Raw genomic sequence first — 22,998 nt, forward strand, 5'->3', positions numbered from 1 at the left:
GCCTCCCTGGCGTAGATCTGCGGATCCGGGACGGCGCCGTTGCCGGTGGTGCGGCCCGCGTGGCCGCGCGTGATCGTGGGGGAGGAGCTCTCGGAGCCGGGCCGTGTCCTGGTCATCCCGGCCTCCTCGTACGCTCGATCTCCCTCCTGGCCTTGATGGTCCTCCCGGCATTCCTTGCTTGCAAGAGCTTGCGCAAGAGAAGATTTAGATTTCTTCGCACCTTGCCGCACCAATTGCGGTGCAAGTTGCATGGAAGCGCGCTGTACTGGGGATGTCACTCAGACGCCGCTGGCTGTTGTGCAGTGACGAATGCAACTTGCAAGGTAAGATTGGGCGAACGGTCCACCCGTCTCCGGTTTCCAAACGACACATCCGGTTACACCTTCCTTCCCGACGAGGAGAGTGGACGGTGCCATCGCAACAGGGCAGCCCGACTGTCCGCAGGCTCCGGCTCGGCCAGGAGCTCCGCTTCCTTCGCGAGCGCCGAAGGCTCACGGGGGCCGCCGCCGCCCGCGACCTCGGCTGGTCCGCCAGCAAGGTGAGCCGCATTGAAGCATCCAAGACCATGCCCAGTGCCGAGGACGTCGAGTCCATGGCCAAGCTCTACCGTGCGGACGACGCGAAGCTTGACGAACTCTTCGGCCTGTTGCGGGACGCGGATCAGCGGGGGTGGTGGGAGGATTACGAAGACGCTCTGTCCGAGGAGTACACGAAATTCCTCGGATTGGAGGCGGAGACCGTGTGCCAACGCAACTGGGAACCCCAGATCGTGCCAGGCCTCCTTCAAACCGAGGACTATGCGCGTGAGGTGATCTCAGCCTTTCGGAGCATCATCCGATTCACGCACAGCGGTGTCCAGCGCCGGGTGGAGGCGCGCATGGACCGGCAGCAGCGCGTCCTGCACCGCCCCGATCCGCCGGACGTACGTTTCGTCCTGGACGAGTCGGTCCTGATGCGCAAATACGGCGAGTCCTCGGTCATGCGGGCACAGATGGAGCATCTCCTGGAGACTTCGCTGCGACCGCACGTCAGCATTCGCGTACTTACCTTGGAGTCGCTACACGCGGTCAATACGGGAGGATTTGTCCACCTAAAATGTGCGGGGTTCGATGATGTCGTGTACCTGGAGCAGCTTTATTCAGGGCACTTCGTCGAAAATCTCGAGCGCGTCGCCGGCTATGAGGCGGCGTTCGAATATCTGAGTGCAGAGGCACTTGATGAGGATGAATCTCGCGTGCTCATCCAGCGTAAAGCCATGCAGTGGCGAGATTAGCGCAAGAAAGGGCAATGGAGCCCTTCTGTCCATACGAGGAAACAATGCAGATCAACATAAGCGCGGCCGCTTGGCAGAAGAGCAGCTTCTGCAGCTCGAACACGTGCGTCGAAGTCGCCCCGCTCGGCGACGGCGGTGTCGCACTGAGGGACAGCAAGATCGACGGCAGTCCTGTGCTCGTCTTCACCGAAGAAGAATGGGCGGCGTTCGTGGCAGGGGTGCGCGAGGGTGAGTTCGATGTGGCTGCACTAGCGCCACGCGTATGACTCCGAACGGCCCTGGGCGATCCAGGGCCGTTCCTGTTTCTCCCGTTTCATGTGCCGGTCTGCGACCGTAGGGCGCGGAGGAGCACCGCCGCCGCCGCACCTGTGGCGAGTGCCGCGGCGACGGCCATGGCGCGACGTGCCTGGCGTGAAGGAGTCCGTGCGGGGATCGGCGTCTGCTCGCTCTCCGTCGGGCCGGCCATCTCCCAGGCGCGATCGATCAGCGAGACGAAGCGGGCCGCTCGCCGGGTCTGCGCGACCGCACGGCGGTGTTCTCGGGTGTTCTCCCAGAAAATCCTCCCCGCGGGAGTGCCGAAGAAGTCGGCGCGAGCGTATTCCAGAAGCACTGGTCCGGACATCTCCCCGACCTCGTAGAGCATCTCCCAGTAGGACAGGATGAGGTTGAGGTACAGGTGAAGTCGCGGATTCAATCCGGAAGCCATGCCCCCTAACGCATTGTGCAACTCCGGGTGTTCCATCTGTAGCTGCATCAGGTTCAGATGATGAGTGCGTTGCGCCGTATGCCGCGCATAATTCGCCTCTTTGGCCTGGAGGAAGAACGACAGGCCGACCACTGCCAGTGCAAGAGCTGAGAGAATGGCCGAGGCCACGCCATAGGCCTGCCCGATGTCGCTCAGTTCCTGCCATCTGTACCCGACCGGAAGAAGGGCTTGCAGCAGGAGTGGCGATGACATCGTCGCCGCGATGACGCAGCCGATCGAAAAAGCCGTGACCAGAGCGACCACGAGGCGCGAACGATCATGGCCGAAGCGGGGGGACATGATTTCACCCTGACACGCCGAAACGGCTTGTGCCCCCGATTCGGGGGCACGGGCCGTTTCATGTGCGGAGCCGGTCTTGAGCTCAGGTCACGGGAGCCGTGGTGGTGCGGCGCCGTACGAGGAAGAGGGAGCTGATCCCGGCCAGGACGGCCAGTCCCGCGAGCGCGGCCGCCGTGGACATGGAGGCCGAGGCGTGGCCCTGGAGCGAGACGAACAGCGTCCCGACCGTCGAGACCCCGATGACCTGGCCGAGCTGCATGACGGTCAGCAGCGCTCCGCTGGCGTCCGCCGCGTACTCGTCGGCGACCTGCTCGGTCGCCAGGTTCGTGACGGCCACCTGCACGCCGAGCCCGGCGCCGATGAGCGCGCTCATGGCCGCGTACGGCAGGCCGCCCGCCGCCGCGAGGCCGAGGCCGACGTACGCCGGCGCGGCCACCACGTACCCGAACGGCACCAGCCGGCGCTGCAGCCGCGCGGGCAGGCGCGGCCAGCCCAGGCCGACCAGCGCGAACGCGAGGGCGCACGGCACCAGCATCATGCCGGAGGCCAGCGGCGACAGGTGCAGCTCGCCCTGGAGGTGCAGGGCCGAGGTGAACAGGAACGCGCCCCAGGTCGCCGGCCCGAACAGCAGGACGCCCAGCCCGGGCCGCATGCCAGGGGCCCGCAGCACCGACGCGTCGACCAGCGGCCGGCCGCCCCGCGCGGTCACCCAGCGCTCGACCCGGACGAACACCACGAACATCACCACGCTGAGCCCCATGGAGATCCAGCCCCAGAGCGGCCAGCCCAGGTCCCTGCCCAGCACGAGCGGCACCACGAACAGCAGCACGGCCGCCGACAGGGTCACCAGGCCCGCCGGGTCGAGACCGGCGCGCCGGGCGCCGCCGGCGTCCGGGGGCAGCACCTTGATCCCCACGACCAGCAGCAGCACGGCGACCGGCACCATCACGAGGAACACGATCCGCCAGCCGGCGCCCAGCCCGAGCAGGACGCCGCCCAGCGCCTGGCCGACCACGATGCCGCCGCTGATCACGGCCGACCACAGGCCGAGCGCCCGGCCCCGGGCCGCGCCCTGGTAGTTGCGCTGGATGAGCGTCATCACCTGCGGCATCATCAGCGCCGCGCCGGCGCCCTGGGCCAGGCGGGAGGCGACCAGCCACCCGGTCGAGGGCGCGAGGCCCGAGGCGAGCGTGGTGACGGCGAACAGCGCCAGACCGCTCAGGAAGGCGTTGCGGTAGCCGAACAGGTCGCCGACCCTGGCGCCGGTGATCAACAGGACGGCGTAGACAATGGTGTAGCCGGCCACGATCATCTGGAGTCCCGCGCCGGAGGAGTGCAGGTCGGCCCGGATGGTCGGCGTGGCCACGTTGACGATGTTGACGTTGAGGATGGCCAGGAACTGCCCCACCAGGATGACCGTGAGGAGCAGACCGCCGGCCCTGGTCCTCTCCGGCTGTTGTACGGCCGGAGAAGAGGGGGAAACGGCTGTTTGGGTCATGGTTCTAGGATGAGGGCATTCCGGTACCAGTAACGAGAGCCTCTTTATACTGGTACTGGCACCACCTGGATCGTTGTTGCCCGGCGGCCCATAGTGGAGACATGACGATGGCGGACATCAAGGAGAGCAAGCGGAGCGACCTCGCGGCGTTCCTGCGCACGAGGCGCGAGCGGATCACGCCCGAGATGGTGCGGCTCGCCCCGGGCCCGCGCAGGCGCACCCCCGGCCTGCGGCGCGAGGAGGTCGCGCAGCTCGCCGGCGTGGGCGTCACCTGGTACACGTGGCTGGAGCAGGGCCGTCCCATCAACGCCAGCACCCAGGTGCTCGACTCCATCGCCCGCACGCTCCGGCTCGACAACGCCGAGTGGCAGCACCTCTACCGGCTGGCCGGGCACTCCACGGACGTGCCGAACGACGCCAGCACGTGCGTCACCCCGCAGCTCCAGGCCATCCTCGACCAGATCAGCCCGATGCCCGCCTGCCTGGTCAACAGCCGCTCCGACGTGCTCGCCTGGAACCCCGCCTACGCGGCGCTGTTCCCCGAGGTGGTCGGCGCGCCCGACGGCGAGCGCAACACCCTCTGGCAGAGCTGCATGACCCCCCTGGCCTGCGTGCTGGTCAACCGTGACAAGGAGCTGGCCCGCGCGGTGGCCGTCTTCCGTGGCGCCTACAGCCGCCACGCCGACGACCCGTGCTGGCGCGACTTCGTGCGCCGGCTCAGCCGCGAGAGCCCCGAGTTCGCCCGGCTGTGGGCGCGCCAGGACGTGGCCGAGCCGGGACCGCGCGAGAAGACCTTCAAGCACGCCGAGATGGGCAGGCTCCGCTTCAGCACGGCCAGCTTCAACTCCTCGGCCGCTCCGGAGACCCGCATGGTGGTCTACACCCCGATGGACGACGTCAGCCGCGAGGCCGTCGCCCGGCTCATGTCCCGCTGACCCAGGTCTTCTCCGCCCGACCGGCGCGCGCCGGTCCGTCGCCCATGGCATGCTCATTGGCTGAATGTCAGGATCAAGCAGAAGTGGCGACAAATGAGACTCCCCCGTCGTGCCGCCGCGGCCGTGGCCGTCGCCGCAGCCCTCACCGCCTCCGCCGCGTGCGCCGCGTCGGAGCCCGACCCCCGGCCGAGCGCCCAGCGCAAGCAGGCCCTGGACAAGCCCGCGGCGGCTGACTCCACGCCGTCCGCCGAACGCCGGCCGTTCACCATCTCCTTCGGCGGTGACGTCCACTTCGAGGGAGTGCTGCGCAACCGGCTCAACGACCCGCGCACCGCGCTCGGGCCGATCGCGCCCGTGCTGCGCAAGGCCGACCTGACCATGGTCAACCTGGAGACGGCCATCACGACGGGCGGCACCCCGGCGCCGGGCAAGCAGTTCACCTTCCGCGCGCCCGCCAGCGCCTTCACCGCGCTCAAGGCCGCCGGGGTGGACGTGGTCTCCATGGCCAACAACCACGGCATGGACTACATGGAGAGCGGACTGGCCGACTCGCTGGCCGCCATCAAGAAGTCGAAGTTCCCCGTGGTGGGCATCGGGGCGAACGACACCGAGGCGTACCGGCCGTTCCGCAGGGTGGTCAACGGCAACCGCGTGTCGATCATCGGGGCCACGCAGGTGCTCGACGCCGAGTTCGTCAACTCCTGGACGGCCACGCCGGGCAAGGGCGGCCTCGCCTCGGCCAAGAACGAGGACCGCCTGCTGCGGGCCGTACGGCAGGCGCGCAAGAACTCCGACACCGTGATCGTCCACCTGCACTGGGGCACCGAGATGCAGAAGTGCCCCAACCCGGCGCAGCTCTCGCTGGCCCCCAAGCTCGTCAAGGCGGGCGCGGACGTGGTGGTCGGCGGCCACGCGCACATCCTGCTCGGCGCCGGTTACCTGGACAACTCGTACATCAGCTACGGCCTGGGCAACTTCGTCTTCTACAACTCCAACCCGGCCACGACCGGCCGGACCGGGGTGCTGACGCTCACCATCGACGGCCGCAAGGTGCTCAAGGACCAGTGGACCCCGGCGACCATCCAGGGCGGCGTCCCGGTGCCGATGGCCGGCTCCGCCAGGACCCAGGCGGTGGCCGACTGGCGGGCGCTGCGCTCCTGCACGGGCCTGTCCACCAAGCCCTGACAGTCCGCCGAGCGGTTTGCCCGCCGTACCACCGGTCAAGTCCCTTACGTCGGGACCCGTCGACGTGGAGGAGGCCGCGATGCGGTGGGTGGAGTCCGGTGACGTGCGGCTGTGGCTCGCGGAGGAGGGCGACCCGGCCCGCCCGACGATCCTGCTCGTCCACGGCTACCCCGACACCCACCGCGTCTGGGACGAGGTGGCCGGGCTGCTGCGCGACCGCTTCCACGTGGCGCGCTACGACGTGCGCGGCGCGGGCCGCTCCACCGAGCCGGCCGACCACACCGGCTACACGTTCGACCACCTGGCGGGCGACCTGTCGGCGGTGCTCGACGCGCTCGGCAAGCCCGCCGTCCATCTCGTCGGCCACGACTGGGGCTCGCTCCAGTGCTGGGACGCGGTGACCAGGCCCGGCATACGGGAACGGGTGGCGTCCCTCACCAGCTTCGGCGGCCCGGGACTGGCCCAGGCGCACCGGTTCATGCGCGAGGGCAGCCGTGGAGAGGTCGCCGGGCAGCGCGCGCGATCCTGGTACATCGGCGTCTTCCACGCCCCGGTCCTTCCGGAGGCGGCGTGGCGGACGTTCATGCCGGCGATGCTGGAGCGCAGCATGCGGGCGCGCGACGGCGTCGAGCCGCGCCCCGGCCACCCCGCCGACACGCTGGCCCGCGACGGGATCAACGGGCTGTGGATGTACCGGCTCAACACCAGCGCCGGGCTGCGGCCCCGCCACACGGGCGAGCGGGGCGACCCGGTGGTGGACGTGCCGGTGCAGCTCATCGAGGCGACCCGCGACCCGTTCGTCTCCCCGGCGCTGCTGGCCTCGCTCGGGCGGTGGGCGCCGAGGTTCTGGCATCGCAGGGTCGTGGCGGGGCACTGGGCGCAGCGCGGCCGGCCGGACGTGGTCGCCAGGATGATCGCCGAGTTCGCGGACCACGTGGACGGCGCCGAGCCGTCACCCGGGCTCCGCCGCGCACGCCGGGTCGCCGGCTCCTCCGCGAGACAGGGACCGGAGTCGGGGAGGGCGTTCGAGGGGGAACTGGTGGTCGTCACCGGCGCAGGCAGCGGCATCGGCCGCGCCACCGCGCGGGCCTTCGCCGCGCACGGCGCCGAGGTCGTCTGCGCCGACATCGACGAGCCCGCCGCCGTCCGCACGGTCGAGGGCATCATCAAGGACCTCGGCGGCGCCGCCCACGCCGAGCAGGTGGATGTCGCCGACGCCGCCCGCATGGAGGACTTCGCCCAGCGCGTACGGGCCGAGTACGGCGTGCCGGACATCGTGGTCAACAACGCCGGAGCGCTGGTGGCCGGCGCCTTCCTGGACCACTCCGTGGAGGACTGGCGACGCATGATCGACGTCAACCTGTGGGGCGTGGTCCACGGGTGCCGGCTGTTCGCGGCGCAGATGGTCGAACGCGGCGAAGGCGGCCACATCGTCAACATCGCCTCGCTGGCCGCCTTCACCCCCTCGGCGCTGCTGCCCGCGTACTCCACGACCAAGGCGGGCGTGAAGACGCTCAGCGAATGCCTGCGCGCCGAGGTGGCCGGGCAGGGCATCGGCGTCAGCGCGATCTGCCCCGGTTTCGTGTCCACCGGGATCGCCCGCCACGCCACGTACATGGGCGCCGACCTGCGCGAGGTGTCGGTGGCGGCGCTGGAGCGGCGCGGCTATCCGCCGGAGCGCGTCGCCGCGCACATCCTCCGGGCGGTCCACCGCGACCAGGCCGTCGTCCCGGTCAACGCCGAGGGCAAGCTCGGGTACGCGATGTCGCGCCTGTCACCGGGTGCCACGCGCGGGCTGGCCCGCCTGTCGAGGGCCGCCCTGCGCCTGGGCCGACCCCGCCCGCACGGAACCGGCTCGCGGACCTGAGAAATCCGCTGATTGCCAGATAACGATCGTGGTCTTCGGGGGATGATGGAACGCGTGCTGTCACCCCAGATGGACGATCAGTGCGTGCCGCCGCAGCCGTTACGGCGGCGTCCCGCGCAGCGCCGCAGCGCACGCCGGGTCGAGCGGATGCTCGACGCCTGCGCCGAGCTGCTCGACGAGATCGGCTACGAGTCGCTCTCCACCACCCGCATCGCCGACCGGGCCGGCGTCGCGATCGGGTCGGTCTACCAGTTCTTCCCCGACAAGCGGGCCATCACCCAGGAACTGACCCGGCGCAACGTCGAGCTGTTCGTCTCCCGGGTGGGCCGCAGGTTCATGGAGGAGGACTACGTCGGCTGGTGGGAGGCCGTCGATGCGATCATCGACGAGTACGTCGACATGCACCGGACCGTTCCGGGCTTCAGGAGCCTGCACTTCGGCGACGTGGTCGACCTCAACCTCCTCGACTCCGACTCCGACAACAACACGGTGATCGCCGGGCGGCTGCGCGGTCTGCTGCTGCAGGAGTTCGGCCTGGCCGACAGCCACGAGCTGGACATCGCCGTCCTAGTGGCGGTCGAGGCGGGGGACGCGGTGCTCAAGCTCGCCTTCCGCCGCGACCCGCACGGCGAGCCGGAGGTCATCGCGGCGGCCAAGCAGCTCATCCGGGGCTTCCTGTCCCGCCAGCTCCGCTCCTGGGCCACGCAGACGGCTCGGCCATGAAGGCGCGCAGCAGCGGGGTCGCGTTGTGCCGGTCGAGGTCCTCCTGCGAGCGCCAGACCGCATAGAGGAAGAACCGGCCGTCCTCCTGCTCGTGCAGGTGGTACTGGAGGCTGCCCGCGTGCTCACGGGACGGCCCGACGAGGTCGAGCAGGAGCGTGCGGAGCGCGTCGGCGTGCCCGTGCCTGGGGGTCAGGAATCCGTGGAGCGAGACGGGGCCTGCGTCGTCGATGTCGTGTCCGGCGTCGATGTCGTCGTCATGCCACGGACGTTAGGACGTGACATCGATGTGAGCCGCAAGCCGCTCGCCTGTGCAGTGGGTCACACGTTGGACTCCCCGCCGACCAGCAGCAGCGACTTGCCCACCGTGGCGCGTGCGGCCAGGGCGCGGTGGGCGTCGGCCGCCCGCTCCAGGGGGTAGGTGGCGCCGATCGCCGGCCGGAGCCGTCCCTCGGCGGCCCGTTCCAGCGCCAGGACCATCAGCTCGCGCACGGTCTCCTGGTCCGGCGGGCCGTCCAGGAGCGGGGCCATCACGCGGATGCCGCGGCGCGCGGCCTCCTCCGGGTCCGGGGCGGCGAAGTCGTCCGTGGCGCCGTACGTGACGAACCTGCCGCCGTCGGACACGGCGTCCAGCGCGGCCGTGCCGAGCGCGCCGCCCGCGCCGTCGTAGACCAGCGCGGCGCCGCCGCCGGTCGCCTCGCGCACCCGCTCGACCCAGTCGGGGCGCGAGTAGTCGACGACGGCCTCCGCGCCCAGCTCGCGGGCCAGGGCCAGCTTGGTCTCGCTGGACGCTGCGGCCACCACCCGGGCGCCCGCGCCGACGGACAGTTGCACCAGCAGCGATCCGGCGCCACCGGCCGCCGCCGAGACCAGCACCCATTCCCCCTTCTCCGGCGCGCCCAGGCGGTCCATCCTGAGCGCGGTCACACCGTCGTGGACGAGCGCCGCGGCCGTCTCGACGGCCAGACCGTCCGGCACCGGCGTGATCTCCTCGACGCCCGCGACGACCCGCTCGGCGTAGCCGGAGCTGGTGCCGGTCCGCACGACCACGTGCCGGCCCCGCCACGCCGGGTCCACGCCCTCTCCGGTCTCCAGCACCTCGCCCGCTCCGCCGCCGCCCGGCACGTACGGCAGCGTCCGCGGGAAGAACTCCTGGCCCCAGCCGCCGCGCAGCCGCGTGTCGAGGAAGATGACGTCCGCCGCGGCCATGCCGACGACGACCTGGCCGGGGCCGGGCGTCGGGTCGGGCAGCTCGACGGGGGACAGGACCTCGGGATCGCCGAACACGGCCACCTGAATCGCGCGCATGGGAAGCACCTCTGCTGTGGGACGATGTCCCGGCCAGTCTTCAACCTGAAGATTGGTTGAGGTCAAGGCGGCGCGTGTGCGGCGCGTGTGCGGGGCGGTCAGCGGTCCCAGCGCAGGCGGTCGATGAGCTGGGGGAGCCAGCCGAACGGGTCCGTGGTGGCGGGCCGGTGCGCCTGGGCGCCCGTCGCGCCGTCGCCGGTCGTCCGCCCGAGGGCGGCGGGAGGCTGGGCGTCACGGGCCTGGGGGACCTCTGGGCGGGCGTCACGAGCCTCGGGGGCCTGTGGATGGGCGTCGCGGGCCTCGGGGGCCTGTGGACGGGCCTCGGGGGGCTGTGGACGGGCTTCGCGTTTCTGGGGGACCTGTGGGCGGGCCTCAGGGGCCGGCGGGCGGGCCTCGCTCTGCTCGCCGGGGGCGAGGAGGCGGTCGCCGCGCTCCTGTGGCGCCGGCGGGACCCCCTGGGCTTCATGGGGCGCCGGTGGGCCCGCCTGCGCTTCATGGGCGCCGGGCGGGCGGGCGATGCGTTCGCGGGCCGCCGGTGGCCGCGCCTCCCGGTCGCGGGTCCGGCCCACGGGGGCGGGCGCCTTGCCGTTCTCGCGGACGCCGTTCTCGCGGGCGCCAGGCTGCCGGGCGCCGGGGGTCTGGACGCCGCAGGGCGCCGGGTACGCCACCGGCCACGCCTGCCGGTCCTCGCGAGCCTCCCGGGAACGCAGCCGCGTCTCGATCGCGTGGAGTTGGCGCTCGGCCGATTCCACCGCTTCCAGTCGTCCGGAAAGGTATCCGGCCGTACCCGGAACCAGGACCGAAAAGGCGACGGCACAGGCGAGAGTGAAGGTCATCTGCTTGGACGTGCCCATCGCAGCCCCTCCCGCTCGCCGGTGCGCGCGACGGCTATATGCCCTACGGCCTGCGAAGACACGCCGGAAGCGGGCATCCTTTGACATGACCTTGCCAAAGTCGTGCCGGATCGGCGATGTGCATTGCCGGGGCAAACCGGCAAGGGGCTCGGTAGTCTCGCGGTGTGGCGCATGTGACCCGTGAGCACCTTGATCGCCTGCTTGAGCAGGCCCTGCTGGCCGACGACCACAGCTCCCTGGCCAGGCGGCTGTACGACGTCGCGCTCGGCTATTCCTCGGGCGACGTCTCCAGGGCGTCGATCCTGGTCCTGGCGGCCGAGGAATGGCGCGCGGCCGGGCAGCCCGCCCGGGCTCTGGAGTGCTTCCAGCGCGCGGTGGAGGACGGCGGTGAGTCGCTCGTCGACCCGCGCGCCGGCATCGCCGACACGCTCTTCGAGCTCGACCGTCCGGAGGAGGCGAGGGAGGTCATCGAGACCATCCGCGCCGAGGGCGGCATCACCACGGCGACGTCCCACACGATCGCCGAGACGCTCGTCGCGTACGGCGACCTGCGGAGCGGGCTCGAATGGGTGACCCAGGCCGTGCTCGCCAGCGACGAGGACGACCCGGAGCACGACGCGCTGCTGCGCACGCGTTACCGCATCCGGGTCGACCTGGGCCTGCCCGAGGACGAGCTCGACGCCCTGGTCTCCTGAGGCGGGCACTCCCGCCCCAGGAGCCGGAGCAGGGGACGCCCTGACGGGCGCGCCCCGCCGTCGTCATGCCCGCGTCACGGTCAGCCAGCGGTCGTGAGCCACTGGCCGGTGGGCCAGGTCTCCAGCCGCCAGGCGCTGTCCCAGAACATCCACTCGTACTCCGTCGCCCGGCAGAACGCCTCGGTCATGCTCCGGCGCGTCTCCGGGTCGGCGGTGGCGGCCAGCCGGTCGGCGATCCGCCTCACCTGCGTCACCGATGCGGCGAACGCCGGGTCGGAGTAGGTCGAGATCCACGTCCGGTACGGGTGGTCGTCCAGGCCGGCCGTACGTTCCAGCAGGGCCGTGCCCACGTCCTGGTAGACCCAGAAGCACGGCAGCACCGCGGCGACCAGCACGGGGAAGGGCGCGGTGAGGGCCGTCGCCTGGAGGTACGACGCGTACGCCAGGCAGGTCGGCGAGGTGGCGACGGCCGCCACGTCCTCCGCGCCCATCCCGAACCCGTCGAGGTAGCCGGTGTGCAGGGCGCGCTCGACGGCCAGCGCCGTGTGCGCGCTCTGGGCGAAGAACATCGCGTCGGCGGGGTCGGTGGCCCGCGCCGCGGCCGTGGCCAGGGTCTTCGCGTACGCGGCGAGGTAGCGGCCGTCCTGCACCAGGTAGAACACGAACCGGTCGCGGCTCAGGGTGCCCTCGCCGAGGGCGGTGTTGAACGGGTGGCCGTGGATGGCGTCCAGCAGCGCGGCGGTGCGCGCCCAGGCCGCGTCGCAGAACGACTCGGTGGTACGGGGCTCCGCTTCGGGCATGGCGGTCAACGTTGACGTCCCTTCGCTAGTGCGAACTAGATCAGGTTCGACGGGTGTGATCTCAGCCCGGCTCTCCGGGCACCCCGCGTCGCGATCAACCGTAACAGTAGGTCAGTTCAGGGCCAGGTCGGGGAGGAGCGTGCCGACCTCGTCGACGTCGCCCGTCGTGCGGCCCGCGCGACCCGCACGGGGCTCGTGCGGGGAGGAGGAGCGGGGCTCGGCCAGGCGGGCGGCGCCGTTGCGCGGCCGCTCCGCCGGGGTGGCGGCGTCCGGGCGGCTGCGCGCCCGGTCCTGCCCCTCGTGCGCGTCCTGGCGCCGGGCGGACGGCGAGGCGCTTTCGCCGCCCGAGACGGCGACCCCGTCGAACGTCCGGGCGGGGCGGGCCGGGACCCCCGGCAGGCCGGGCAGGTCGGGCGCCGTGGCCATCGAGGACACGTCGGACAGCCCCGACGGGTTGCGCGCGCCCGGAGGCACGACGGGCGTGCCCGCGGTCGTGGCCGTCACGTCCGGCGTGACCAGGGGGGAGCCGGCTCCGCGCGGCCCGGTGAGTCCGAGTCGCTCCGCCGTACGCGCCACGACCGCGGAGGCGTCGTCCTCGCCCCCGCCCAGGGCCGGGGAAAGGGCGGCGGCGATGCTGTCGGGCCGGGCGAGGGCCAGGGCCGGAGAGGGGGCGGCGGCGATCCAGATGACGCCGGCGCTCAGCGTGGCCGCTGCGACGGCGGCCCGGAGGCTGGGACATGACCGGGACGACCAGGATGATCGGGATGATCGGGACAACCGGGATGACCCGGACCTCCGGGATGACCGGGATGACCCGGACCCGGACCACGGGGATGACGGGGATGAGGGGGATGGCGCGGATGAGGTGGATGACGGGGATCGCCGTGATGGCGCTGGGTTCGACACTGCACGTCCTCTCGTCGATACGGGCTCGGACGACGCCGGGCGCCCTCACGGGCGCTCCCACGGTGCCGGACACCCTCGCGCGCGACGTCCGCTCGACACCGGGCGCCGTCGTCCTCGCGGGCGTTCGCGCGGTGCCGGGCGTCCTCGCCCTCGCGGGCGCTCGCACCGTGGCGGACGTCCTCGTTGTCGCGGGTGCCCGGACGGCGCCCGGGCGGCCTTCTCGGGCCGAGGCCCGCGCGGCTGATCGGGCCGCAGCCGGCGGAGTCTCGGACGAAGGCCGAAGCTAGCCAGCCGAGCGCCGCCGCGTGGCCCGCTTGGCCGAACGGTGGACCACTCCTTACCCCCGGCCGTGTCGCGGGCACACCCGCCGGCCGTGTCTGAAGCACGCACTCCTGGCCGCGCCGCAGGCACCTCCGCCGCCGTGTCCGAGGCACGTCCCCCGGCCGTGTCCGAGGCACGTCCCCCGGCCGTGTCCGAGGCACGTCCCCCGGCCGTGTCCCAGGCACCACCGGGGCCGTGTCCCAGGCGCACCCCGGCTGGGGCGCGGGCACGCAGAAGGCCCCGGAAGCCCCGGCCGTGAAGGCCGGGCCCCGGGGCCTCGCCGATCTCGCGTCAGGCGCGCTCGACGGCCTGCGCTCGACGGCCTGCGCTCGCAGCCGCCGAGGTCGCGTCAGGCGCGCTTGATGGTCAGCTCGTCGTCGCCGAGATCCACCAGCACCTTGTCGCCGTCCACGATCTCGCCCGACAGCACCGCCTTGGCGAGCTTGTCGCCGATCGCCGACTGGACCAGCCGGCGCAGCGGCCGCGCGCCGTACATCGGGTCGTAGCCCGTGAGCGCGAGCCACTCGCGGGCCGCCGGCGTGACCTCCAGGGTCAGCCTGCGGTCCGACAGGCGCCGCGCCAGCCGCTCGACCTGGAGGTCGACGATCTGGGCCAGCTCCTCCGAGCCGAGCGCGTCGAACAGGATCACGTCGTCGAGCCGGTTCAGGAACTCCGGCTTGAAGGCGTTCCGGACCGTGCCCATCACGGCCTCGCGCCTGGCGCCGTTCTCCAGCTTCGGGTCCACCAGGAACTGGGAGCCCAGGTTGGAGGTGAGGATCAGGATCGTGTTCCGGAAGTCGACCGTGCGGCCCTGACCGTCGGTGAGCCGCCCGTCGTCGAGCACCTGGAGCAGGATGTCGAAGACCTCGGGATGGGCCTTCTCCACCTCGTCCAGCAGCACCACGGTGTACGGCCGGCGCCGCACCGCCTCGGTGAGCTGGCCGCCCTCCTCGTAGCCGACGTAGCCCGGAGGCGCCCCGACGAGCCGGGCCACGCTGTGCTTCTCGGAGTACTCGCTCATGTCGATGCGGGTCATCGCCCGCTCGTCGTCGAACAGGAACTCCGCCAGCGCCTTGGCCAGCTCGGTCTTGCCGACGCCCGTGGGACCGAGGAACAGGAACGACCCGGTCGGCCGGTCGGGGTCGGCGATGCCGGCCCGGCTGCGCCGCACCGCGTCGGACACGGCCTGCACGGCCTGCCGCTGCCCGACGAGCCGTGTGGCCAGCTCGTCCTCCATGCGCAGCAGCTTGGCCGTCTCGGCCTCCATCAGGCGGCCGGCCGGGATGCCCGTCCAGGACGAGATGACCTCGGCGATGTCGTCGGGGCCGACCTCCTCCTTGACCATGGCGTCGTCCGGCTGGGCGGCCTCGGACGCCTCGCGCAGCGCCTGCTCCAGCCTCGGCACCTCGGCGTACATGAGCCGGGAGGCCGCCTCGAAGTCGCCGTCGCGCTGGGCCCGCTCGGCCGCGCCGCGCGCCTCGTCGAGCTGCTTCTTCAGCTCGCCGACCTTGTTCAGGCCGGCCTTCTCGCGCTCCCAGCGGCCGACGAGGGAGCTCAGCTCCTCCTGCCGGTCGGCCAGCTCCTTGCGCAGCCGCTCCAGCCGCTGCAGCGAGGCGTCGTCGGTCTCCTTGGAGAGGGCCAGCTCCTCCATCTTCATCCGGTCGACGTTGCGCTGGAGCTGGTCGATCTCCACGGGACGGGAGTCGATCTCCATGCGCAGCCGCGAGGCGGCCTCGTCGACCAGGTCGATGGCCTTGTCCGGCAGGAACCGGCTGGTGATGTAGCGGTCGGACAGGGCTGCGGCGGCCACCAGTGCGCTGTCGGCGATCTGCACCTGGTGGTGGGCCTCGTAGCGGCCCTTCAGCCCGCGCAGGATCGCGATGGTGTCCTCGACCGTGGGCTCGCCGACGTACACCTGCTGGAAGCGGCGTTCCAGCGCCGGGTCCTTCTCGATGCGCTCGCGGTACTCGTCGAGCGTCGTCGCGCCGATCATGCGCAGCTCGCCGCGGGCCAGCATGGGCTTGAGCATGTTGCCCGCGTCCATCGCGCCCTCGGCGGCCCCCGCGCCGACGACCGTGTGCAGCTCGTCGATGAAGGTGACGATCTGGCCGTCGCTCTCCTTGATCTCGGACAGCACGGCCTTCAGCCGCTCCTCGAACTCGCCGCGGTACTTCGCGCCCGCCACCATCGCGCCCAGGTCGAGCGAGATGAGCCGCTTGTTGCGCAGCGACTCGGGCACGTCGCCCGCTACGATCCGCTGGGCGAGCCCCTCGACGACGGCGGTCTTGCCGACGCCGGGCTCGCCGATCAGCACCGGGTTGTTCTTGGTGCGCCGCGACAGCACCTGCACGACGCGGCGGATCTCGGAGTCGCGGCCGATGACCGGGTCGAGCCGGCCGCTGCGGGCCCGCTCGGTCAGGTCGACGCCGTACTTCTCCAGCGCCTGGTAGGTGTCCTCGGGCGTCTCGCTGGTGACGCGGGCGTGGCCGCGCACCTTCTCGAACGCGTCGAGCAGCGCCTGCGGCGTGGCGCCCTGCGACTTCAGCAGCTCGGCGACCTGGCCGCCGTCGGTGGCCAGGCCCACCAGCAGGTGCTCGGTGGAGACGTACTCGTCCTCCAGCCGCTTGGCGCGCTGCGCCGCGGTGTTGATGACGGTGAGGAGCTGGCGCGAGCTCGTCGGCGCGCTCACGGTGGAGCCCTGCGCCTTGGGCAGCGCGGCCAGCATCTCCTCGGCCTTGGCGCGCACGGCCTTCCAGTCGGCGCCCACGGCGTCGAGCAGCGGGACCGCGGTGCCGCCCGTCTGGCCGAGCAGCGTGGTCAGCAGATGAGCCGGGGAGATCTCGGGATGACCCTCGGCGGCGGCGCGTCGCATGGCGCCCGCCAGTGCCTCCTGGCTCTTCTGGGTGAGCTTGTAGTCCATCTTCCTAGGCCCCCGGTGGCAGCTCGTAGCGGATCAGCGCCTTGACCATCTGCATCTCGGCGCGCAGGCGGTGAACCTCTTCGCGCAGCCGCAGTGCCTCGTTCTCGAGCTCGAGGATCCGCTTGATGCCGGCGAGGTTGATGCCCTCCTCCTGGGAGAGCCGCTGCACCTCGCGCAGCTGGAGGATGTCACGGGTCGAGTAGAGGCGGCCGCGCCCCGCCGTACGCCCCGGGCAGACCAGCCCCAGCCGGTCGTACTGCCGCAGCGTCTGCGGGTGCAGGCCCGAGAGCTGTGCGGCCACCGAGATCACGTAGACGGGCGTCTCGTCTGACAGGTCGAAATAGTTGGCGTCCATCGGCTACTCGCTTCTGGCTCTCTGAATGAGATCAGCTCGCGGGTCATCACCCGCCGTCGCGGTGCCGAACTCGGTCAGGAGCTCCCGCGACTTGTCGTCCAGACTCTGCGGGACGATCACCTCGACGGTGGCGAGCAGGTCGCCCTTGGTGCCGTCCTTGTGCGCGGCGCCTCTGCCCCGGACCCGGAACGTGCGCCCGTTGGGCGTGCCCGGCGGGATGCGCAGCGTGACCGGCATCCCCTTGAGGATCGGCACCTTGATCTCGGCGCCCAGCGCGGCCTCCGTGAACGTCACCGGCACGGTGATCGTCAGGTTGTCGCCCTGGCGGCCGAAGACCGCGTGCGGCTTGACGTGGGTGAGGATGTACAGGTCGCCGGCGGGTCCGCCGTTCTCACCCGGTGCGCCCTTGCCCTTGAGCCTGACCCGCTGGCCGTCGGCCACCCCCGCGGGAATGCGCGCCTGGATGGTGCGCGTGCTCTTGGCCCGGCCGCTGCCCTCGCACACGGGGCAGGGGTCGTCCACGATCAGGCCGCGGCCCTTGCAGTCGCGGCACGGCTCGGAGAAGGCGAAGCTGCCGAGGTTGCGGCTGGCCGCGCCGGTGCCCTCACAGGTGGGACAGACCCGCGGGGTCGTGCCCGCCTTGGCTCCCGTGCCGCTGCACGCCCCGCAGGCGGCCGAGCTGGTGAGCCGCAGGGACACCGTGGTGCCCTCGATCGCCTCGGTGAACGTGAGCGTGACCTCGGACTCGATGTCCTGGCCGCGGCGCGGCCGGGTGGCGCTGGTGGTGCGGGTCGCACCACCACCACCGCCGGCGCCGCCGCGGTTGAACAGCCCGCCGAACAGGTCGCCGAGCCGCTCTCCGGCGCCGTGGCCGGTCTGCTGACCGGCCGTGCCGCCGAAGAGGTCGCCGAAGTCGAACGAGAACCCGCCACCGCCGGGCCGCTGGCCGCCGACACCCGAGCCGAACAGCGTGCGCGCCTCGTCGTACTCCTTGCGGCGCTTGCCGTCGGACAGCACGTCGTACGCCTCCGAGACCTCCTTGAACTTGGTCTCCTTGGCGGTGTCGCCGTGGTTGGTGTCCGGGTGGTACTGCCTGGCCAGCTTCCGGTACGCCTTCTTGATCTCGTCGGCGGTGGCGGTCTTGGGCACACCAAGGACGGCGTAGTAGTCCTTCTCCAGGTAGTCCTTGGTGCTCATCTACAGCCCTTCGTCCCTTGTTCGCTTGAGTTGTCGTGCCGCAGTCAGTCGCCGGAGGCGGCGCTGTCGGACGCCGGGGGGGCGTCCTCGGGCTCGGCCACGGCCACGCGGGCCGGCCGCAGGACCCGGTCACCCATGCGGTAACCGGGCTGAAGGACCTCGATCGCGGTCGGCTCGGTCACGTCCGGCGAGTAGCTGTGCATCAGCGCCTCGTGGACGGTCGGGTCGAAGGGGTCGCCCTTCTGGCCGAACGGGGCGAGCCCGAGCTTGGTGACCGCGGCCTCCAGGGACTCGGCCACCTTCGCGAAGCCACCGGTCAGCTCGCCGTGGTCGCGGGCCCGGCCGATGTCGTCGAGCACGGGCAGCAGCTCCGTGAGCGCGCCCGCGACCGCCTGCTCGCGTACCGCGACGCGGTCACGCTCGACGCGCCTGCGGTAGTTGGTGTACTCGGCCTGGAGACGCTGGAGGTCGGCGGTCCGCTCGGCGAGCTGGGCCTCCAGCTCGCCGTCGACCGCTGCCCCGGCGCGCTCGGGGGCCTGCGCCTGGTCGGAGTGGGCCTGGGCGTCCGCCCCGGCCTCCGACCTGACGCGCGGCAGCCCCGTCTCCGGGTCGATCTTGCGGTTGTCGCGGATCACCGGCTCACCGTGCTCGTGCCCGTTGTCGCGCGGCGGCATCACTGGTCCTTCTTCGGCTGGTCGTCATCGACGATCTCGGCCTCGACGACGTCGTCGTCGGCCTTCTGCTGCTGGCCGTCGCCGGACGCGGCGCCCTGCGGAGCGCCCTCGCCGCCGGCCTGCTGCTGGCTCTGGGCGTAGATCGCCGAGCCCATCTTCTGGCTGACGGTGGCGAGCTTCTCGGCGGAGGTGCGGATCGTGTCGGTGTCGGTGCCCTCCAGCGCCTTCTTCAGGTCGCCGAGCGCGTCGTTGACCTCGGTCTTGATGTCGGCCGGGACCTTGTCGTCGTTCTCGCGGAGGAACTTCTCCGTCTGGTAGGCGAGGCCGTCGGCGTTGTTGCGGACCTCGGCCTCCTCGCGGCGCTTCTTGTCCTCCTCGGCGTACGACTCGGCCTCGCGCATCATCCGCTCGATGTCGTCCTTCGGCAGCGCGGAGCCGCCGGTGATCGTCATCGACTGCTCCTTGCCCGTGCCCAGGTCCTTGGCGGAGACGTTGACGATGCCGTTGGCGTCGATGTCGAAGGTGACCTCGATCTGCGGGATGCCGCGCGGCGCCGGCGCGATGCCGGTCAGCTCGAACGTGGCGAGCTTCTTGTTGTACGAGGCGATCTCGCGCTCACCCTGGAAGACCTGGATCTGCACCGACGGCTGGTTGTCCTCGGCCGTGGTGAAGACCTCGGAGCGCTTGGTCGGGATCGTCGTGTTGCGCTCGATGATCTTGGTGAAGATGCCGCCCTTGGTCTCGATGCCGAGGGACAGCGGGGTCACGTCGAGCAGCAGGACGTCCTTGACCTCGCCCTTGAGCACGCCGGCCTGCAGGGCGGCGCCGATGGCGACGACCTCGTCGGGGTTGACGCCCTTGTTGGGCTCCTTGCCGCCGGTCAGCTCCCTGACCAGGTCGGTGACGGCGGGCATGCGGGTCGAGCCGCCGACGAGCACCACGTGAGCGATGTCGGAGACCTTGATGCCGGCGTCCTTGATGACCTGGTGGAACGGGCCCTTGGTCCGCTCGAGCAGGTCGGCGGTCAGGCGCTGGAACTCGGCGCGGGTCAGCTTCTCGTCGAGGTGCAGCGGGCCCTCGGAGGAAGCCGTGATGTAGGGCAGGTTGATGGTGGTCTCGGACTGGCTGGACAGCTCGATCTTCGCCTTCTCCGCGGCCTCGCGCAGGCGCTGCAGAGCCATCTTGTCCTTGGACAGGTCGACGCCGTGGGCGTTCTGGAAGCGCTTGACCAGCTCGTCGACGACGCGCTGGTCCCAGTCGTCGCCACCGAGGTGGTTGTCGCCGGAGGTGGCCTTCACCTCGACGAAGCCGTGGCCGTCCTCCTGGCCGACGTCGAGCAGGGACACGTCGAAGGTGCCGCCGCCGAGGTCGAAGACCAGGATCGTCTGGTCCTGCTCCTTGTCGAGCCCGTACGCGAGGGCCGCGGCGGTGGGCTCGTTGATGATGCGCAGCACGTTGAGGCCCGCGACCGTGCCGGCCTCCTTGGTGGCCTGGCGCTGCGCGTCGTTGAAGTAGGCCGGGACGGTGACCACCGCGTCGGTGATCTTCTCGCCCAGGTAGGCCTCGGCGTCCTGCTTGAGCTTCTGCAGGACGAAGGCGCTGATCTGCTGCGGGGAGAACTTCTTGCCGTCGATCTCCTGGGACCAGTTGGTGCCCATCTCGCGCTTGACGGAGCGGATGGTGCGGTCCACGTTGGTGACGGCCTGGCGCTTGGCGACCTCGCCGACCAGGACTTCGCCGTTCTTCGCGAAGGCGACCACGGACGGCGTGGTCCGCGAGCCCTGCGCGTTGGCGATGACGGTGGGCTCACCGCCCTCGAGGATCGAGACGACGGAGTTGGTCGTCCCAAGGTCGATACCTACCGCACGTGCCATGAGTACGTCCTTGTAGTCAAAGTTGAGTCGGTCAGACTCAAGCTACGAATGCCGTGAGGCTTTGTCAAACGCCTTGAGCCTACTCGACTCAACCTAGATGACTCGCCCCGCATTCCCGTCGAACGCTTCCCCGCCTGCAAAAGTGCCCCGGCACGGATCACCGTGCCGGGGCGGGGTTCGTCGGGGAAGTCGCCGGTCAGCGCTTGGCGCCGTCCACGATCTTCCGGTGGCCGAGCGGGGTCTTGAGCTTGACCGTCGTGGTCTTCTCGATGGCGATCATGATGCAGGCCACGTTCTTGGCCTTGGGGGACGCGCCCTCGTACAGGGTGATCGTCACGGTCTTCCCGGTCTCCTTGACCTTCACGCGGTCCAGGACCGTGCAGGGCTCGACGCCCGACGACCACACGAGCTGGACGGCCCGGCCCTTGGCGACCGGCTTGGCCTTCTGCCACGGGACCTTGCGCACGTTCACCGCGTCGCCCGTGGGCTTGACCGGCTTGGGGCCCTTGGGCGGGCTGGTCACCGCGGAGGCGGAGACGGGGGTGTGGGGAGCGGGAGAGGCGGCCTGCCCTCCGGTGGGCGAGGCGGCCTGCCCGGCGGGCGTCGCCGTGCCGCAGCCCATCACGAGCACGACGCATCCGGCCAGAAGAGTCCCTTGCAACATCCGCATACCCCTACGACGGACGGCGGGCCCGCCCGGTTCAAGAGACGCCTCGCGATACGCAGGGGGCGGCCGGGTGGCGGGGGTGGTGCAGGAGGGCGGTCGGGGGTGTGGGCGGTGGAGGGGGTGTGTGACGGCGGCCGGGCGGGGTGCGGGGTGTCCGGCTAGGGTGGAGATGTGCTTCGTCAGGTGCTGCTCGCGGCCTCCAGGAGCGACCGCGTCGAGCGGGTCGTCTCCACCTCCCCGCTGACCCGCGACGTGGTCAGCCGCTACGTCGCGGGCGACGTGGCGGCCGTCGTGGCCGACCTCACCCGTGAGGGCCTCCTCGTCACCGTCGACCACCTCGGCGAGGAGGTCGGCGACCGGGCGCAGGCGGAGGGCGCCGTGCGGGAGTACCTCGCGCTGCTCGCCCTGCTGCCCGAGGGCGCCGACGTGTCGGTCAAGCTCACCGCGCTCGGCCTGCGCCTGTCCGAGCAGCTCGCGCTCGACAACGCCGCCACGATCTGCGAGCGCGCCGCGGAGCGCGGCATCACGCTCACGCTCGACGCCGAGGAGCACGACACGATCGGCGGGCTCCACTCGGTGCACGCCACGCTGCTCAAGGAGCACGCCTCGGTCGGCGTGGTCGTCCAGTCGTACCTTCCCGGCGCGCTGGAGCGCTGCGCCCGGCTGGCCGAGGCCGAGGGCGCCCGGGTGCGGCTGTGCAAGGGCGCCTACACGGCGCCGGGCGCGCTCACCGCGCCGGCCGACATCGACCGCGCGTACGTGCGCTGCCTCAAGGTCCTCATGGCCGGCTCCGGCTACCCGATGGTCGCCACGCACGACCCCCGGCTGGTCGAGATCGCCTCGGCGCTCGCCGTGCTGCACGGCCGCGACCACTCCGGGTTCGAGTTCCAGATGCTGTACGGCGTGCGCCCCGCCGAGCAGGAGCGCCTGGCCCGGCTCGGCGCCCAGATGCGCGTCTACGTGCCCTACGGCGCCGACTGGTACCCGTACCTCATGCGCCGCCTGGCCGAGCGCCCCCGCAACCTGACCTTCTTCCTGCGCTCCCTGGCCGGGCGACGCTGAGGCGCCGGTCCGGCGGCCGGTAGGCTGCTGGACGGAGGTGTGACGTGATCGCGATTCTGGGCACCGGCAAGATGGGCGAGGCCCTGCTGTCCGGGCTGCTGCGGGCGGGCGTCCAGCCCGGCGACATCGTGGCGACCACGCGCAGGCCCGAGCGGGCGCGCGGGCTGCGCGAGACGTACGGCGTGCGCACGCTGTCCAACTCCGAGGCCGCCAAGGCGGCCGACACGCTCATCCTGGCCGTCAAGCCGCAGGACATGGCGACGCTGCTGGCCGAGATCGCCCCCTACGTCCCGGCCGACCGGCTGGTGATCACCGCGGCGGCCGGCATCACCACCGGGTTCGTCGAGCAGCGCCTCGGCGTCGAGGTGCCGGTGGTCCGCGTCATGTCCAACACGCCGATCCGCTTCGACGAGGCGATGAGCGTGATCTCGGCGGGCGCCCACGCGGGCGAGGAGCACCTGCGGCGCACCGAAGAGCTGCTCAGCCCCGTCGGCAAGGTGCTGCGCATCCCCGAGGCCCAGCAGGACGCCGCGACCGCGCTGTCGGGCTCCGGGCCCGCCTACTTCTTCTACCTCGTCGAGGCCATGGTCGACGCGGGCATCCTGCTCGGCATGCCGCGAGCCGCGGCCCTCGACATGGTGACCCAGTCGATCGTGGGCGCGGCCGTGATGCTGCGCGACTCGGGCGAGCACCCTGTGATCCTGCGCGAGGCCGTGACCTCGCCGGGCGGCACCACCATCGCCGCGATCGCCGAGCTCGAACGGCACAGCGTGCGCGCCGCGTTCCTGGCCGCCATCGAGGCCGCCCGCGACCGCGGCCGCGAGCTCGCCTCGGGCTGAGGA

Annotated in this window: 22 protein-coding genes and 1 riboswitch; of the genes, 9 read left to right on the plus strand and 13 right to left on the minus strand. The window is 71.5% G+C overall.

The features are described from left to right. The first annotated feature begins 409 nt into the window (after positions 1 to 409). Together HTZ77_RS19590 and HTZ77_RS19595 are read left to right on the plus strand one after the other, a co-directional pair. The gene (locus tag HTZ77_RS19590) at positions 410 to 1,273 is read left to right on the plus strand and encodes a helix-turn-helix domain-containing protein (RefSeq protein ID WP_175591057.1); all 864 of its coding nucleotides are present in this window, start codon (positions 410 to 412) and stop codon (positions 1,271 to 1,273) included. A gap of 44 nt (positions 1,274 to 1,317) precedes the next feature. Further along, complete coding sequence (locus tag HTZ77_RS19595; protein ID WP_175591058.1) at positions 1,318 to 1,539, plus strand: DUF397 domain-containing protein; 222 nt, start codon at positions 1,318 to 1,320, stop codon at positions 1,537 to 1,539. A 47-nt stretch (positions 1,540 to 1,586) separates the two neighbouring features. On the opposite strand, the gene HTZ77_RS19600 is transcribed toward HTZ77_RS19595, so the two are convergent. Continuing rightward, complete coding sequence (locus HTZ77_RS19600) at positions 1,587 to 2,318, minus strand: DUF6082 family protein (protein ID WP_175591059.1); 732 nt, start codon at positions 2,316 to 2,318, stop codon at positions 1,587 to 1,589. Positions 2,319 to 2,400: 82 nt separating this feature from the next. Then, a complete protein-coding gene (locus tag HTZ77_RS19605) occupies positions 2,401 to 3,816 on the minus strand; it encodes an MFS transporter (RefSeq protein WP_175591060.1) in 1,416 nt (471 codons plus the stop codon). Between the two features lie 101 nt (positions 3,817 to 3,917). On the opposite strand from HTZ77_RS19605, the gene HTZ77_RS19610 reads away from it, so the two are divergent. The 4 genes from HTZ77_RS19610 (at position 3,918) to HTZ77_RS19625 (ending at position 8,526) form a co-directional block, all read left to right on the plus strand. Next, positions 3,918 to 4,751, plus strand: a complete 834-nt coding sequence (locus tag HTZ77_RS19610; RefSeq protein WP_235994876.1) for a helix-turn-helix transcriptional regulator — start codon at positions 3,918 to 3,920, stop codon at positions 4,749 to 4,751. A gap of 93 nt (positions 4,752 to 4,844) precedes the next feature. Further along, positions 4,845 to 5,936, plus strand: a complete 1,092-nt coding sequence (locus HTZ77_RS19615; protein ID WP_175591061.1) for a CapA family protein — start codon at positions 4,845 to 4,847, stop codon at positions 5,934 to 5,936. Between the two features lie 79 nt (positions 5,937 to 6,015). Then, positions 6,016 to 7,803, plus strand: a complete 1,788-nt coding sequence (locus tag HTZ77_RS19620; RefSeq protein ID WP_175591062.1) for an SDR family oxidoreductase — start codon at positions 6,016 to 6,018, stop codon at positions 7,801 to 7,803. Positions 7,804 to 7,872: 69 nt separating this feature from the next. Continuing rightward, entirely contained in the window at positions 7,873 to 8,526 is a 654-nt protein-coding gene (locus tag HTZ77_RS19625) for a TetR family transcriptional regulator (protein ID WP_175591326.1), read from the plus strand. Here the strand turns inward: HTZ77_RS19625 and HTZ77_RS48750 are convergent. From HTZ77_RS48750 to HTZ77_RS19640, 3 genes are all read right to left on the minus strand, one after another. After that, positions 8,465 to 8,773 (minus strand): putative quinol monooxygenase, encoded by a 309-nt coding sequence (locus tag HTZ77_RS48750; RefSeq protein WP_407940527.1) that lies wholly within the window; start codon positions 8,771 to 8,773, stop codon positions 8,465 to 8,467. The genes HTZ77_RS19625 and HTZ77_RS48750 overlap by 62 nt on opposite strands. 71 nt (positions 8,774 to 8,844) lie before the next feature. After that, positions 8,845 to 9,831 (minus strand): zinc-binding dehydrogenase, encoded by a 987-nt coding sequence (locus HTZ77_RS19635; RefSeq protein ID WP_175591063.1) that lies wholly within the window; start codon positions 9,829 to 9,831, stop codon positions 8,845 to 8,847. Between the two features lie 98 nt (positions 9,832 to 9,929). Continuing rightward, positions 9,930 to 10,583: a hypothetical protein gene (locus HTZ77_RS19640; RefSeq protein ID WP_175591064.1), complete on the minus strand. Its 654-nt coding sequence runs from the start codon at positions 10,581 to 10,583 to the stop codon at positions 9,930 to 9,932. Between the two features lie 266 nt (positions 10,584 to 10,849). On the opposite strand from HTZ77_RS19640, the gene HTZ77_RS19645 reads away from it, so the two are divergent. Beyond that, entirely contained in the window at positions 10,850 to 11,380 is a 531-nt protein-coding gene (locus tag HTZ77_RS19645; protein ID WP_312888617.1) for a tetratricopeptide repeat protein, read from the plus strand. A gap of 80 nt (positions 11,381 to 11,460) precedes the next feature. On the opposite strand, the gene tenA is transcribed toward HTZ77_RS19645, so the two are convergent. The 8 genes from tenA to HTZ77_RS19685 form a co-directional block, all read right to left on the minus strand. Continuing rightward, positions 11,461 to 12,180, minus strand: coding sequence for a thiaminase II (gene tenA, locus HTZ77_RS19650; RefSeq protein WP_175591065.1), 720 nt, complete (start codon positions 12,178 to 12,180; stop codon positions 11,461 to 11,463). Continuing rightward, positions 12,181 to 12,276: riboswitch (TPP riboswitch) on the minus strand. Positions 12,277 to 12,291: 15 nt separating this feature from the next. Then, on the minus strand, positions 12,292 to 12,957 hold the full coding sequence (locus HTZ77_RS19655; RefSeq protein ID WP_175591066.1) for a hypothetical protein: 666 nt from the start codon (positions 12,955 to 12,957) through the stop codon (positions 12,292 to 12,294). Positions 12,958 to 13,756: 799 nt separating this feature from the next. Beyond that, complete coding sequence (gene clpB, locus HTZ77_RS19660) at positions 13,757 to 16,327, minus strand: ATP-dependent chaperone ClpB (protein WP_175591067.1); 2,571 nt, start codon at positions 16,325 to 16,327, stop codon at positions 13,757 to 13,759. Positions 16,328 to 16,331: 4 nt separating this feature from the next. Further along, entirely contained in the window at positions 16,332 to 16,682 is a 351-nt protein-coding gene (locus tag HTZ77_RS19665) for a heat shock protein transcriptional repressor HspR (RefSeq protein ID WP_175591068.1), read from the minus strand. Positions 16,683 to 16,685: 3 nt separating this feature from the next. Next, positions 16,686 to 17,879 (minus strand): molecular chaperone DnaJ, encoded by a 1,194-nt coding sequence (gene dnaJ, locus HTZ77_RS19670; protein WP_175591069.1) that lies wholly within the window; start codon positions 17,877 to 17,879, stop codon positions 16,686 to 16,688. A gap of 44 nt (positions 17,880 to 17,923) precedes the next feature. After that, entirely contained in the window at positions 17,924 to 18,553 is a 630-nt protein-coding gene (gene grpE / locus HTZ77_RS19675; RefSeq protein ID WP_175591070.1) for a nucleotide exchange factor GrpE, read from the minus strand. Further along, positions 18,553 to 20,427 carry a molecular chaperone DnaK gene (gene dnaK / locus HTZ77_RS19680; protein WP_175591071.1) on the minus strand — a complete coding sequence of 625 codons (1,875 nt, stop codon included), beginning with the start codon at positions 20,425 to 20,427 and terminating at the stop codon, positions 18,553 to 18,555. Before dnaK ends, grpE begins: the two co-directional genes overlap by 1 nt. A gap of 196 nt (positions 20,428 to 20,623) precedes the next feature. Next, a complete protein-coding gene (locus HTZ77_RS19685; protein ID WP_205302870.1) occupies positions 20,624 to 21,091 on the minus strand; it encodes a hypothetical protein in 468 nt (155 codons plus the stop codon). Between the two features lie 174 nt (positions 21,092 to 21,265). Between HTZ77_RS19685 and HTZ77_RS19690 the strand changes: the two genes are divergently transcribed. Together HTZ77_RS19690 and proC are read left to right on the plus strand one after the other, a co-directional pair. Further along, complete coding sequence (locus HTZ77_RS19690) at positions 21,266 to 22,156, plus strand: proline dehydrogenase family protein (RefSeq protein WP_175591072.1); 891 nt, start codon at positions 21,266 to 21,268, stop codon at positions 22,154 to 22,156. Positions 22,157 to 22,200: 44 nt separating this feature from the next. Next, entirely contained in the window at positions 22,201 to 22,995 is a 795-nt protein-coding gene (gene proC, locus HTZ77_RS19695; protein ID WP_175591073.1) for a pyrroline-5-carboxylate reductase, read from the plus strand. The last annotated feature ends 3 nt before the right edge of the window (positions 22,996 to 22,998 follow it).

Source organism: Nonomuraea montanisoli, from assembly GCF_013363975.1.
GTDB lineage: Bacteria > Actinomycetota > Actinomycetes > Streptosporangiales > Streptosporangiaceae > Nonomuraea > Nonomuraea montanisoli.

Bases quoted from the DNA above. Each gene is read 5' to 3' on its own strand.
- HTZ77_RS19595 (WP_175591058.1), top strand. From the start codon at position 1,318: ATGCAGATCAACATAAGCGCGGCCGCTTGGCAGAAGAGCAGCTTCTGC.
- HTZ77_RS19600 (WP_175591059.1), bottom strand. From the start codon at position 2,318: ATGTCCCCCCGCTTCGGCCATGATCGTTCGCGCCTCGTGGTCGCTCTG.
- HTZ77_RS19605 (WP_175591060.1), bottom strand. From the start codon at position 3,816: ATGACCCAAACAGCCGTTTCCCCCTCTTCTCCGGCCGTACAACAGCCG.
- HTZ77_RS19610 (WP_235994876.1), top strand. From the start codon at position 3,918: ATGACGATGGCGGACATCAAGGAGAGCAAGCGGAGCGACCTCGCGGCG.
- HTZ77_RS19615 (WP_175591061.1), top strand. From the start codon at position 4,845: ATGAGACTCCCCCGTCGTGCCGCCGCGGCCGTGGCCGTCGCCGCAGCC.
- HTZ77_RS19620 (WP_175591062.1), top strand. From the start codon at position 6,016: ATGCGGTGGGTGGAGTCCGGTGACGTGCGGCTGTGGCTCGCGGAGGAG.
- HTZ77_RS19625 (WP_175591326.1), top strand. From the start codon at position 7,873: ATGGACGATCAGTGCGTGCCGCCGCAGCCGTTACGGCGGCGTCCCGCG.
- HTZ77_RS19635 (WP_175591063.1), bottom strand. From the start codon at position 9,831: ATGCGCGCGATTCAGGTGGCCGTGTTCGGCGATCCCGAGGTCCTGTCC.
- tenA (WP_175591065.1), bottom strand. From the start codon at position 12,180: ATGCCCGAAGCGGAGCCCCGTACCACCGAGTCGTTCTGCGACGCGGCC.
- clpB (WP_175591067.1), bottom strand. From the start codon at position 16,327: ATGGACTACAAGCTCACCCAGAAGAGCCAGGAGGCACTGGCGGGCGCC.
- HTZ77_RS19665 (WP_175591068.1), bottom strand. From the start codon at position 16,682: ATGGACGCCAACTATTTCGACCTGTCAGACGAGACGCCCGTCTACGTG.
- dnaJ (WP_175591069.1), bottom strand. From the start codon at position 17,879: ATGAGCACCAAGGACTACCTGGAGAAGGACTACTACGCCGTCCTTGGT.
- grpE (WP_175591070.1), bottom strand. From the start codon at position 18,553: ATGCCGCCGCGCGACAACGGGCACGAGCACGGTGAGCCGGTGATCCGC.
- dnaK (WP_175591071.1), bottom strand. From the start codon at position 20,427: ATGGCACGTGCGGTAGGTATCGACCTTGGGACGACCAACTCCGTCGTC.
- HTZ77_RS19685 (WP_205302870.1), bottom strand. From the start codon at position 21,091: ATGTTGCAAGGGACTCTTCTGGCCGGATGCGTCGTGCTCGTGATGGGC.